Annotated in this window: 11 protein-coding genes; 1 reads left to right on the plus strand and 10 read right to left on the minus strand. The window is 43.9% G+C overall.

Translation table 11 applies throughout. From position 1 onward, the window contains the following. Window positions 1-24: 24 nt before the first annotated feature. A complete protein-coding gene (ribD, locus tag AM228_RS00505) occupies window positions 25-1104 on the minus strand; it encodes a bifunctional diaminohydroxyphosphoribosylaminopyrimidine deaminase/5-amino-6-(5-phosphoribosylamino)uracil reductase RibD (protein ID WP_072160605.1) in 1080 nt (359 codons plus the stop codon). 308 nt (window positions 1105-1412) lie between these two features. Between ribD and AM228_RS00510 the strand changes: the two genes are divergently transcribed. Next, window positions 1413-3365 (plus strand): mechanosensitive ion channel family protein, encoded by a 1953-nt coding sequence (locus tag AM228_RS00510; protein WP_190880742.1) that lies wholly within the window; start codon window positions 1413-1415, stop codon window positions 3363-3365. Between the two features lie 334 nt (window positions 3366-3699). On the opposite strand, the gene AM228_RS00515 is transcribed toward AM228_RS00510, so the two are convergent. The 9 genes from AM228_RS00515 to AM228_RS00555 all read right to left on the minus strand — a co-directional run bounded on the left by AM228_RS00515 (window position 3700) and on the right by AM228_RS00555 (window position 13530). After that, window positions 3700-7215 carry a Swt1 family HEPN domain-containing protein gene (locus AM228_RS00515; RefSeq protein ID WP_054464122.1) on the minus strand — a complete coding sequence of 1172 codons (3516 nt, stop codon included), beginning with the start codon at window positions 7213-7215 and terminating at the stop codon, window positions 3700-3702. 171 nt (window positions 7216-7386) lie between these two features. Then, window positions 7387-7803, minus strand: coding sequence for a type II toxin-antitoxin system VapC family toxin (locus tag AM228_RS00520; RefSeq protein ID WP_054464123.1), 417 nt, complete (start codon window positions 7801-7803; stop codon window positions 7387-7389). Window positions 7804-7811: 8 nt separating this feature from the next. Further along, window positions 7812-8039: a hypothetical protein gene (locus AM228_RS00525; protein ID WP_054464124.1), complete on the minus strand. Its 228-nt coding sequence runs from the start codon at window positions 8037-8039 to the stop codon at window positions 7812-7814. A 306-nt stretch (window positions 8040-8345) separates the two neighbouring features. Then, window positions 8346-8762: a type II toxin-antitoxin system VapC family toxin gene (locus tag AM228_RS00530; RefSeq protein ID WP_054464125.1), complete on the minus strand. Its 417-nt coding sequence runs from the start codon at window positions 8760-8762 to the stop codon at window positions 8346-8348. Beyond that, window positions 8759-8974, minus strand: a complete 216-nt coding sequence (locus tag AM228_RS00535) for a hypothetical protein (protein WP_054464126.1) — start codon at window positions 8972-8974, stop codon at window positions 8759-8761. Before AM228_RS00535 ends, AM228_RS00530 begins: the two co-directional genes overlap by 4 nt. 228 nt (window positions 8975-9202) lie before the next feature. After that, the gene (locus tag AM228_RS00540; protein ID WP_054464127.1) at window positions 9203-9601 is read right to left on the minus strand and encodes a type II toxin-antitoxin system VapC family toxin; all 399 of its coding nucleotides are present in this window, start codon (window positions 9599-9601) and stop codon (window positions 9203-9205) included. Window position 9602: 1 nt separating this feature from the next. Then, window positions 9603-9896, minus strand: coding sequence for a hypothetical protein (locus tag AM228_RS00545; protein ID WP_054464128.1), 294 nt, complete (start codon window positions 9894-9896; stop codon window positions 9603-9605). Window positions 9897-10219: 323 nt separating this feature from the next. Then, window positions 10220-13108: a DUF1156 domain-containing protein gene (locus AM228_RS00550; protein WP_054464273.1), complete on the minus strand. Its 2889-nt coding sequence runs from the start codon at window positions 13106-13108 to the stop codon at window positions 10220-10222. Between the two features lie 38 nt (window positions 13109-13146). Next, entirely contained in the window at window positions 13147-13530 is a 384-nt protein-coding gene (locus AM228_RS00555) for a GxxExxY protein (RefSeq protein WP_054464129.1), read from the minus strand. Window positions 13531-13596 lie beyond the last annotated feature (66 nt).

Here is a 13596-nt window from a genome sequence, read left to right on the forward strand (position 1 = left end):
AGCACCAGAATACTGGTAAAGCCTTTACGGTTTTGCCGATTGATTTTCCGGTAAATATCCTTCCATCAGACAATCAGAGCCAACCGTGCGCCATTGTACTCGCTCTAACATCAATGCCTGACTCATCGATGTTAAACCTAAATTGCCCACCGGAGAAGGCGCACTCTCTCCACCAATAATTTTCGGCGCAATAAAGGCCAGAACTTTTTGCACCGCACCAGAGGCGATCGCCGGAGCCGCCAAAGTCCCGCCGCATTCCCACAACACCGAGAGCAACTCTCGCTGATATAGAGATTCCATCACCTTTCCTGGAGTCAAAGTGTCAAACTCTACCAGTTCAACCCCTTTATTCAGCAACAATTTTTGTAGCTCAGGATTACTGCCCACTTCTGTAAACACCAAAGTTGGCGCCTCAGAAACATCCCACAAATGAGCTTCTGCGGGCAACTTCAAGCTCCGACTCATTACCACTCGTAATGGATTATGAGTTCCGGCATGATGACTGGTCAGAAATGGATTATCTTGGCAAACCGTATTCGTCCCCACAATCACCGCATCACAAGCGGCTCGAACCCTATGCACCTCATGGCGAGCCGCATCTTGAGTCACCCAATTGCTATCCCCAGTAATTGTGGCAATTTTGCCATCCAGGGTCATAGCATATTTTAAAATCCCAAAAGGCCGATGGTGAGTAATGCGGTAAATAAAAGCTTCATTCAACTTACGGCAAGCTTCCTCTTCCACTCCCACCACCACTTCAATCCCCGCCGATCGCAACCGGGCAATTCCCCCACCAGACACCAGGGGATTCGGATCCACCATACCCACCACTACCCTAGCCACCCCCGCTTGCACCACAGTCTCCGAACAAGGAGGCGTGCGTCCGTAGTGATTGCACGGCTCTAAACTGACATAAATCGTCGCACCTTTCGCCTCTTCCCCGGCTTCCCGCAAAGCAAACACCTCCGCATGGGGCTGACCAGCACCCGGATGAAAGCCCGTGCCCACAATTTGACCATCTTTGACCACCACTGCACCCACCAGGGGATTAGGGGCAGTCTTTCCCAGGGCAAGGCGTGCCAGTTCCAGGCATTTTTGCATCATCGCCCGGTCAAACTCGCAGACCCGATCGCTGATATTATTGACATTGGTATCATCGTTGTTCTGTGAATATCCCCCAGTCACCGCTACCTCCCGATCCAAAATTAAGTGTTAACAGAAAAACTTGCCATCAGTTTACCGAATCATCACCCTCTATGCTAATAAGAACGCACCACTAAGTTTCTGATAGATTTCTAACTTTCGTGATAATCTTCTGACAATGAAGTTTTGTGAAGTTCATCAGGATTGTATGAGACTTTTTACCTCAAATCAATATGTATCAGCGACAAAAGCAAACCCTAAATCGATTGATGAACCAAAATCAGACCATGTATCACCATAATAAAATGGCCAGAAAGCATCCCCGGAAAAAGCCGCCAAGAAAAACCCTGATGGCGATCGCGATCGCTTGTACCCTCAGCTTCAACCCATCAGCCATTTCTGCGGCCTGGTCACAAACCGAACCGACCCGTCCAAACACCACATCTACCTCAGAACCACTAACAAAAGCTCAAACCAACCCTCAACCAGCCTTAGTAACTCCAACCAACTCGTCAGATCAACCAAAAGCATCTAGCCCAGCAACTTCGTCAACACCTCCCCTGTTTAAACCAGTCACCAAATCCACCGCCAGAACAAGCTGGCAAATCATTTTGCCGCCTCTATTATCTGCTAATCAAAATCAAAAAATTACTCCTGCCCCGGTCAGACTGGATGGCAGAATCATATTTTCCATCGCTCCCTTAACCAACAATCGGACAGAAATTATTGAACATCATCTAAAAACCGTGCTTCAAAGCAATTTTGAGCCAAACACGCTTAAAGTTTACTATGAAACGGTTAATGGTCTGCCAGTTATTTACGTTTCTTGGCAAAATCAACCCCAACCCATTTATATTTTAACCGTTACCAATCTCGATGCGGAAATTCAGGGCATTGACTTAGAAACCTTAGCCTACCAATGGATTCAAGAAATTCAACAAGCCTTAAAAAACGCTGAGTTAGAACGTCAACCCGAAGCACTTAAAAAACAAGCCATGTCCGCTGCGGTAGTAATTTTTATCATAATATTGTCTAATTTGACTCTGGTTTCTATGCAGCAAAAACTGCAAAAAGACCATAAAAAAATTGAAAGTAAAATTACTCCAGAAACCGCAGATAAAGAAACTGAAACCAAGACCAACATCTCGGAATCATCGGAAAATTATTTAGATTCTTTAGAAAATTTTTCAGAATCTTCTGAAGCAGTAAACCCTCTATTGCAACAACGGATTACCCTACTGCAAAAACGAAATTTTAACGAAATCCAACAAGGGCTGGTGCCTTTGGGTCAAGGGGGAGTTTTGGGAGTTGGCACTTATGTTGTTTTAGGCATATTTCCTTATAGCCGCTGGTTACAACCTATAATTATTTCCCTTTTGCCAATTCCTTTACAGCTAATATTTACAGGTCTTTCCACTTATTTGGCGATTCGGATCGGTCGAATGGCAATCGATCGCTTCTTTGCTGCTTTAGAAAACAGAAAATTTAAATCGATTGACAATTCTGAACGCCTCGCTTTAAGATTTTCTACGTTTTCCAGAGTGCTTAAAAATCTCAGTAGTGGCCTATTAATTACTGTAGGGATTTTCGTCGGTTTATCCGTGATTGGGATTAATATTGGCCCGTTGCTGGCTGGAGCCGGAATTTTAGGTTTAGCTATTTCTTTGGGTTCACAAAATGTGATTAAAGATACGATAAATGGGTTTTTTGTTTTATTAGAAGACCAATATGCCGTTGGCGATGTGATTGCCGTGGGTGATGTCGGTGGACTGGTGGAGAACATGAATCTACGCATCACTCAACTGAGAAACGGAGAAGGTCGCTTAATTACAATTCCCAACAGTTCTATTACCATTGTCCAAAATCTTTCCAAAGAATGGGCTAGAGTCGATCTGACTTTGGATGTGTCTTATCAGACAAATATCGATCAAGCTTTTGCGGTAATTCAAGAAGTGGTTGATGAGATTTACAACGAACCTGAATGGCGCGAGAAAATTATTGCCCCTCCAGAACTTTTAGGCATTGACCGTATGGATCATGCGGGGTTGATGATTCGGGTTTGGATAAAGGTAAAGCCTTTACAACATTTGATTGTGGGACGAGAATGCCGTCGTCGATTAAAAACCCGATTAGATCAATCCGGTATTTCTATTGGCATCCCGCAGCAAACTTTATTTGTGAATAATGCTTTAGAATTGTTATCTTTGAAGGACAATAATTAGCTGTTGGTTGTTGGTTGCCCTTCGACCCTTCGCATCTCGACCCTTCGCATCCCGACCGGCTCAGGGTTCAGGGCTCAGGACTCAGAACTCAGGACATCGCTTCGCGGAAGTTGAGTCCTGAGCGAAGTCAAAGGGAGCGGGGTCGAAGGGTCGAAACTCAGGGCAAGGTGGTTGTTGGTTGTCACCTGTTTTACGAAAACATCAGAAATTATCGCTGTTGCAAGACCATTATTCCGCCAGTAATTCCCATAGAAACAAAGACAAATTGACGAACTCCTCTGTGTTTCTCTGTGCCTCTGTGGTTTAAATTACTTATTTTTTCCCTCAAATCTATTTACTCTGACTCAAAAGATTGATGTTTAAATTTCAAAGTTAGGCAATTTTCTGTCACCGTTCTGACAATATTATCTGGTGCTCCTTCGGGGATATCCGCTGAAATTTCTAAGGTGATTTTTACTTCTGCCCCGGTTAAAGCTGTCAAATGTTGGATGATTTCATTAGCGATCGCACCTACATCTCGATTAATCCGCATCGGGTCGATTTCCACACTGCCATGAAATCGGCGGGGGGGTTGCTTTTCTGGCAACTTTATGCTATCATTATTAGCGTCGGTTTTTCCGCTAGTTTCTGATGTTTGATATGCCCCACCTTTTTCGGCAAACTTTGAAATACTGGGACTATTAGATGCTTTTGCCGCTTGTGCCGCATCGATTTGTCTTTGGGCAACTTCCGGTTTCACAATCAGGCTATTTGGGCTAATACTAGGATTAATTCCTGTGCCAAATTGTAACCCGATATATTCGCCTTTGACCTCATCAAAACCTGTGGCAAAGGCAAAATGATCCGCCCAATTAATCGAGTTTACCCCATTTTGAATACATTCTAAAAGAACCGATCGATCCTTTAAGCGGGGTAAATATAAATAGCGGGTCAAATAGTCCCACAAGCTGCTTAGGTCAAGGCGATCGCGCCATAATATCTCATCTAACACTTCAAGCCGCAAAAGATTAGGGCCATAGGTCGTGAGTAAATTACTTTCATATTCGGCTTTTTTACTAGCAGTTTCCACCAGATAACCTTGCACTTGCAAGCGGGTTTCTTTCCATTCAATCGGGGAGATAATAGAAGAGAGAGGAGAGAGACTATTTTCCGCTTTACTATCTTCTCCTTCCGCTTTACTTTCCCCTCTTTCCTCTCCTCTCTTTCCTCTCTCCTCTTTTCTCTCCCCTCTTTCCTCTCTTCTCAACTCTTGCGTCGGCACCAGCAACCATTGATAAGTATCCAGCAGAATCACTCCTACATCTTTATCTGATTGCTCTTTTTTATTCATCGCCTGCTTTTCTTGGAAAGCATCTAGGTTTAAAATCTTCTTATCCTCAACGATCGCCTCCCAAGCCAGATATTGCGCCACATTCCGGGCTAAATTCTCAATTTTATTGCTATCGGCAGCTAAAAATAGCAGCGTATTCTTATAAAACCGGGGGCTATTTCCTTTATGGTGTAAAGCGTCTTCCGCCCATTTTTGCCCCTTACTTTCTGGATTATTCCGACTATGGGGATATTGCGGCCCCAAAATCACCAACCGCACCCCCAAATTGGCATCGTCCGCAATATCAGCGGTAGATTCTGGGGCTATTAATACCGCACTAAATTCACCTTTGGACTTATCTTTTTTCAGCCGTCTGACGATTTCTGCCTCAACCTTATAGCGTTCGTTTTCTTCTAATAATTGATTGGTCCGTTCGATCGCCGTTCGGTTCACATTCGGTTGTGTCGAAACCCAATAGCGATTACCATCTAAATAGATATAGGTCGCTTGGTCGCTTAACCGCCGCAACGCATCCCCAAACGCTGCCGGATTTTCTCCCGGTTGTACGCAACCTAACTTAATCCGACGGTCTTCTAAGCCGCGATTTGCCGCCCGCAACGTGGGGGCTGACCCCATATAAATTGTCCGCGTTACTCGACGACAAGCAGAATATCGGCCAAAGTTGGGATTTTGGCGATCGAGAGTTAAGGGCAAGGAATTTGGCCCATCTACATCTTTCTCAATTACCGGAATCCAGTTATCTTCTAAATAGCGACTAAGTTGCGACTGCACTTGGACATCATCGATCGCTACATGGGCTGGCATAATCATTAAACTTTGATCATTGCGTTCCCACAGAGAATGAATCACTTTCGCCATTAAACACAACACCCCGCGAGTCCGTTGGAACTTATCCAAACTCGACCAGTCCGAATAGAGGCGATCGAACAGTTCGGGATGAATAGGATAAGCGGCTTTCATTCGCTGCTGATAATCCGGTTCCTTACATTCCGAGGGAAACTCCTGACTTTGGTTGCGGTACATTTCGGCAAAAGCCCGAACCACCACATCCCGTTTGGCAAATAAATTCGGGTCTGTATTGGTTTGAAATAGCCGCCGTCGGACAATCTCAAAACTCTCCTCACCCGTCGCGGGACGCCAAGGGGACTCCACCCGCCCGATCGCATTCTTCAACCGTTCCAGGGCTTCCTTCCCCCGTTCTCCTCCCGTCTCAATATCATTGCTGCGAGTTTGACCCGTATGAGGGTCGGAAATATCAGAAGCGGGAATACTCACCACCAACAAAGTGCGATCGGCATTCTTCGCCGACTCACTCAAAGTTTGGGCAAAAGTAAATTGCGTCTCAAAACTGCCCCCGGCAATATCACTCTGGTCATGCAACTGCCTCGCATAAGCCACCCACTCATCAATCAAAATCAAACAAGGGGCGAACCGATTAAACAGAACCTTCAACGCATCCCCAGGATTAGTCGAAGTTTCATCCGCCTTGCGAACCAACTCATAACCCTCCGCCCCACCCAACTGCCAAGCCAACTCACCCCAAAGCGTATTAATCACCGGGCGACTTTGACCCTCATGTTCTGGCTTATAACCAACAATCCCACTCGGCTGTAACTTATTCCCCACCAACACCGCCACATTCACATCTTGGGGCGGTTCCTGAAAACCCAAATCCTGAAAAATCGACTCCATCCCCGGCAAATCGGCAATTTTCAAAGCATTAGCCAAATGATAAAGGGCTAACATCGCGTGAGTTTTCCCACCGCCGAAATTCGTCTGCAAAGAAATCACCGGATCTCCACCCTGACCACTCAACCGCCGTAGGGCATTCGCCAAAAGTTGCTTTAACCCTTCCGTCAAATAAGTCCGACCATAAAACTCCGTCGGGTCGCGATACTCATTACTCCCCTCATCCAAATACACCTGCCACAAATCTGCCGCAAACTCCGCCTGCTGGAACCGACCGGAAGCCACATCACGATGGGGCGTCACCACCTCACGCCAAGGACTCAAACCCCCTTGGGGCTGCCCCTCCGTCGGAATCACTGCTGCCCGTCGAGACCGATAACGGGCTTGTTCCTCAAACTGGACTCGCAACAACTCCTGCTTATGCCGTTCCACCTCCGCCACCGCTTGGGGGGCAGAAACCGCCGACAACAACCGGGCAACACTATCCAAAGCCCGATAAGCATCATCACTAGAAAAAGTAGTCGTATGGGCCCACTCATTCCGAGTATCCCGTAACTCGCTAACAATACTCCGTTCGCTGCGCCCCAAAACACTCTTAAAAACATTACTCCACTGTTCCCACATCACAATCAACAAAGCGGAAACATCCTGACGCAAAACCTCCTGAATATCCTGCTTTCGCCCCAAATAATTATCCGGTAAACAAGCGGCAGCCGCTGACAACCAACGACTGCCATAATGACTTCTCATCTCACGTTCCAAAAACGGATAAACACCTTCCTGGAGTAAAGCCAAAGCCTTAGTCACTCGGTCATAATTAGTAATAGCCATAATCTTAAATTAAATTGAGTTTGACTTCTTCGTGTTCTTCGTGTCTCTGTGGTGGAAGTTTAAACCACGAAGGCACAAAGGACACAAAGGGTTTTTTCTTCGTGTTCTTTGTGTCTTTGTGGTTTTATATTTATTTTACCACAAAGGCACAAAGGACACAAAGGTTAAAAGTTAATCAGGACGACGAATCAAGCCCATTTGCGAAAAATGGCGGTCGAAAGTAAATGCTTCAGTAATTCCAGATTCTTTCATCACTACATAAGAGGTACAGTCGGTAAAAGACCATTGCTTATCTCTATTGAATTGCTCGAATATTTGCCAAGTTTTTCGGTTAATTTCTGGGGAAATCCAGACAATTTGTAATAGGTTATGAGCAATGAGTATATCCAGCTTGGCTTTAAATTTTACCGTTGGGTCGTACCCAACATTCATCAGCAACAAAGTATAAAGCTCATCTAAAATATAATTGCTAGTCACGAGAATAATTCCCTTAACTTGACGATTAAATTCTACCGCTTTGATATGATTATCATCATTTTTGTCAGCTAGGGCAGCAAAAGCACTTGTATCTACAAATATTTTTTTCATTAATTTTTTTATTGCTCCTGAGAATAGAGATATTTATCATGGTAGATAGAAGTATTTTCTAACCGCCCTGCCACGGCATCATCCCCTAGCGATCGCCAAACTTCCCAGGCATCTTCATTAATAGAGTTTGTGTCAGATTCTACCATGCGATTAAGTTGGTCGATCAGCATTTTTCGTTCGGCTTGGGGTAATGCCTGAATCACTTGAATAATCGAATCAACTAACTGAGTATTCATATTTTATCCTTTAGTAATTTATTTAATTTATTCGTGTTCTTTGTGTCTTTGTGGTTTTATATTTATTTTACCACGAAGGCACAAAGGACACAAAGGGTTTTTTGTTCGTGTTCTTTGTGTCTTTGTGGTGGAAGTTTGAACCACGAAGACACAAAGGACACAAAGGGGTTTTTTCTTCGTGTTCTTTGTGTCTTTGTGGTTTTATATTTATTTTACCACGAAGGCACAAAGGTCACAAAGGGTTTTTTCTTCGTGTTCTTTGTGTCTTTGTGGTTTTATATTTATTTTACCACGAAGGCACAAAGGTCACAAAGGATATGGCGTCCAAAAATCCAGATTTTTGAAAGTGCCAAAATCCCGAAAGTTATATGTCCAAACTGGGCTATGGTAGCGCAATGCTATAAATACAACTGTGGCATCTTCTAAAGAACCTTGCCATTGAGGTAATTGAGTCACCATTGCTTGTATTTGTTCAAAGTCATTTTGATCTAAGGCTACTGGGTGTAAACTTTCTTGCATAACTTTGAGGGTATTTTGAGCGATCGCTGGATAAGTCCGCTGTAGTAACCATTTGTAAACCTCAAAAATAATGGGAATGGGGGTGAGTAGAATTGTTTTTTGTTTAGCCAATTGTTGAAATCCATTAACACATTGTTCGTGGTAAGTATCTTTGGCATAAAATAGACCAATCAGAGGGCCAGCATCCAACACAAGCTGTTTCAATTTTCAAAGTCCTCCGCATGGTCTGCTGCCCCCCGTGGGGCTTCGGTGACAATGCCCGCAAGTTCTAAAAGTTTTGAACTATCTTTTGGAGTTAGCTTAATTTGTAAAGCTTCATCAATTAATCGGGCTAAACTATCTTGGGGATTTGCTTCGAGATAAGCATTCAATTGTTCAGCTAATTTATCTGGTAATTCTATGGTAATTTGAGTCATATTTTTTTACCTATTAGGAATTTCTTCGTGTTCTTTGTGTCTTTGTGGTTTTATATTTATTTTACCACGAAGGCACAAAGGACACAAAGGGTTTTTTCTTCGTGTTCTTTGTGTCTTTGTGGTTTTATATTTATTTTACCACGAAGACACAAAGGACACAAAGGGTTTTTTCTTCGTGTTCTTTGTGTCTTTGTGGTTTTATATTTTATCACCACGAAGGCACAAAGGTCACGGAGGAGTAAGTAATTGGAGATTAGGAATGTCTAGAAAATCTTTTACATTATGGGTGACAAGGGGTAAGTTATGACGCAAAGCAGTAGCGGCAATCCAAGCATCTTGAGGCGAAATTGGCCGTCCAATACTTTGTCGATCGCCCCGAACTTTTGCCCATTGCCGACAAAGAGGTAGATCCGTTGGAATCACCAAGTAATTTAATAGATATTCCTCTAATTGTGCGAGACGCCGATCGCCCCAATGATGCAGAATTGCCCATTGAAATAGTTCGGCAACTGTCATAAATGAAAGGGCTAACTGATGACCGGGCAAAAGCGGTAGATAAGGGTCAGCGTAATTACTACCCTTGAAAATAAAAGAAGTAATATCAGTATCGATTAGTATCACACCCATTTTAACTTAAATCACTGCTTAATGTTCCTTGACGTTGTTCTCTCATAAAAGTTAAAAAATCATCAATAGACTCTTCTTCTGGCCAAAAATATGCCCGGAGTTCTTGGGGCTGATTTACTGTTATTGGTTTTTGAGATTCTATTAACTCATGCAAAGCAACTCCTTGCCAAAAGCGATCGCTAAGTTTTTCGAGATTGGGTTGTTGGCTTTCCAGCAACATTTGCAAAATTTGTTGCCGTTCTTGGGGAGATAACTTTTCAATAGCCGCGATCGCGGCTTCAATTTCTGGACTCATAATAGATGTATTTATTTTACGAATAGGACTTTCTTCGTGTTCTTTGTGTCTTTGTGGTTTTATATTTATTTTACCACGAAGGCACAAAGGACACAAAGGGTTTTTTATTCGTGTTCTTTGTGTCTTTGTGGTTTTATATTTATTTTACCACGAAGGCACAAAGGACACAAAGGGGGTTTTTTATTCGTGTTCTTTGTGTCTTTGTGGTTTTATATTTATTTTACCACGAAGGCACAAAGGACACAAAGGGTTTTTCCTTCGTGTTCTTTGTGTCTTTGTGGTTTTATATTTATTTTACCACGAAGGCACAAAGGTCACAAAGGTTACAATAAACCAAGTTGTTCGGGGGAAGATTTCTGGTGATGGGATAAGCGCTGGATTTCCGGCCAAGCGATGACTAAACTATTATAGGCTAGGGCTTCGTTTGTCCAGCCTTTTCTGTCGCATAGGTTATAGAGGCGATAGGCTAAGTCGCGGGCAATTTCTGCTTTATCTCCGAGTTGGGATAAGAGTTCGGCGGTGGCTATTTCTCCCTGTTTATCTAAGGTGTGAATTAGCTGTTGGGTGATTTCCCAGTCCGGCATTCGTCCATCAGTTTTTGGGTTCCAATCCGGTTCTAATTCCTGGCGTTGTAAGAGGCGGACTTTACCCGCTTTGGCTTCGAGAATACCGGCGGCAACTAAGCCTTGAATGCTGGTATTTTTGGCTTTGGAAAGAGTTTCCGCATCCCCATATAGTCCTTCATTAAATTGATTTTGTTCAAACCAAGTTAATGCCCAGCGAGTGTCCGCGTCAAATTCCCCTTCTTGTTCGGTGAGGAATTGATCGAGGAGTTGGTTGATTAGTTGCAGGGCGGTTCGGACTGGCAAGGCAGTGCCGTCATTTTCTAGAATAGCGGCATATTTAGAATAGATGGCCATGCCAGGGCCAATACTCGCTTGGGCGAGGTCAACCGGGGCAATGTTGCCTTGTTGTAAGGTTTTTAGGGCTTTGGGGAGTTCTCGCTGCATTTCACTGAGGAATTGGCGGCGGGAAATTTTCGGGGCATTCTTTGGTCGGGGGCGACAGACTAGGACAATTGAAGAAGCCAGGGCATTTGAACCTTGTCCTCTCATACGGTTACTTAATTCGGTTCTTAATGGCCATGTTCCGTTAATGCTAAAATTAGCCTGCATTAACCCTTCGAGAATTGTTTCCCAACCCGTTGAAGCCACATTATCATCATCGTCTGTTTCTGTTTGTTTCAGCGCATAATAAACTGTGAACGGATAATCTTGATGATTGATTTGATTGACTCGATTGAAAACCTTAATTAAGCTATTCTCAAAAAATTGTTTGGCTTTGGCTTGGCTACCATGCCGAAATTTATCCGCCACCATCTCTTGAGACTTTGGTACTAATAAAGTGCTGCAAATATTAGGATAAATTGAACCCAGAGATTCCCGCAGCCAAGTATAGAAAAAATCCGATAAGTCAGCATAAGGCACCGCATCATAATATGGTGGATCTGTAGAGATTAATTTGGGAATTTCGTCGTTTTTATGGCAGGCTGTGGCGTCGTGTTGGCTGACTATTCCAAAAATGAAACCAGTAGAATTTTCAATAACTTTTATAATCCAATCAATTGCCCCGCTAAAATTTCCTGTTGAATCACTCATAGGATTAGCTTCTGCAAAATCCCAAGTCATAGGAATTGCTTGTCTTGCAAAAGTGTTGCGAACTTTCATATATCCTATATCCCAACCGCAAACAGTAGAACATCTATCAGCTAATCTATCAATTCCAAAAGCCAAATAAACTGCTACAGCCTCCCCATAAGCCCTTGCCCCAGTACCGCCGTCGCTTAACGGCACATTATCATCCGGTAAACCGGCAGAAATCGCATCTTGAATCGCCCGATCTTTCGCCTCACTCACCAAATCACTAAACGTTGTCAGGGCAACTAATTGACGATTTGTAAAAATATCTCCATATTTTGTCAGTCCATAAATAGGGGGAGAAAACCATCGAGGATTATCACAAATTTCCTCTTCCGGTTTCCATGTTGGTTTAGCGGAAAAAGCAACCTTTTCCTGTTCCGCAGTGGGCGACAAATAAATCCGACCCTTATCTCCCTCAGCAACTATAGCCATCAACTGCTGACCCATGCGTCCAGCCATTCCCTCAGCCTTAATATATTTATCAGTTGTAGGTTGTTTACAAGATAAACACTTAAAATTTGCGCCTCGTCCTGTTTTGGGAGAATCCGGCGCCTTTCCTTCCCCGGTCTTCACCGTAAACCGAACCTTCGTGTCCTTCGTGTCTTTGTGGTTCTCAACCTCCACCCAAGCCTCTTTACCCTTCTTCGTCGAAAGTTCAAAACTCCTCACCAAAGGCATTTCACACCCACAAGCGGGGTTGGGACATCTCACCGTCCGGGCCCACAACCAAGCAATTACCGTTAATTTTTTTTCTTCTTCACCACAAAGACACAAAGAACACGAAGGATATAAATCCCCAATCTTTTCTAACGCCTTTTCCCGCATCCAACCACCATAAAATCGCACATCAGCCGCTAAACCCTGTGCCCCTTTCCAAGACTCTAAGTTACTCCGCTTCCGATCTTCCCCATTCACCGGCGGCAAATTCTTAAATTTCGGCGGAATTTCAATTAATGCTTTATTGATCAATACCGCTACCGGGTTTAAATCACTGGCATGGGACTCTAGCCCTAACCGTTGGGCTTCCAAGGGAATAGACCCACCCCCGGCAAACGGGTCATAAGCTGGTGGCGCATATTTGGCAATATATTCTCGGACAGCCTCCGGTTTCGCGGGCGGTTCCTCTCCCCGTTCCCACGCCAAACACCGGGCTATTTCTGCTTGGGCTTGATGAATAATCTTCTCGTCTTTAATATCATCCCAAGATACTAGCCCGCGTACTGTCTCTTTTTTGTTCCCTTTCTTATCAGTCTCTATTTCAATTCGCCCTAAAATATCAAATAGTCTCTCCCGTTCTTTGTTCTGTTCTTCTTCTGTAGGGAATTTATCAGGCCAACTGCTGGGGTCATCCACAAGAGAAGCCCATAACACGGCCCGACAAGCCGCTAAAGGTCGCCGTGCCCACCATAAATGTAACGTTGAGGGGTGGCCATGACGGATGGACTTTTCCCGGGCTGATTCCACGTTGATGGCTTCCAGGGGGAGGGATACTTCGATGAGTTTTTTACGCATGATGAGATAACCACAAAGACACAAAGGACACGAAGAAGTTAACCGTTAAGTAGGCGTTTGATGCCGTTTCTGAGAACAGGGACGTTGAAATTAATCAGTAAACCTAGCCAACGTTGCTTTAATCTAAGATAAGTGAGTAGTTGGGCGGTATGGATAGGTTGTAAACTTTCTACGGTTTTAATTTCAATAATGACTAAGTTCTCTACAAATAAGTCTAAACGATAACCGCAATCCAGTCGTATTCCTTTATAAGTCACTGGCTGGAAAACCTCGCGTTCTACATATACCCCTCGCTGTTTTAGTTCATACTCTAAACAGTCTCGATACGCGGACTCTAGTAACCCAGGACCTAATTCTCGATGGACTTCAATGGCTGCCCCAATAATTATATTCGATAATTCATTAGCCCTTTCTCTACTCATCCTTCGTGTCCTTTGTGTCTTTGTGGTTTTATATTTTATCACCACGAAGGCACAAAGTTCACAAAG

This window comes from Planktothricoides sp. SR001, from assembly GCF_001276715.1.
Lineage (GTDB): Bacteria > Cyanobacteriota > Cyanobacteriia > Cyanobacteriales > Laspinemataceae > Planktothricoides > Planktothricoides raciborskii.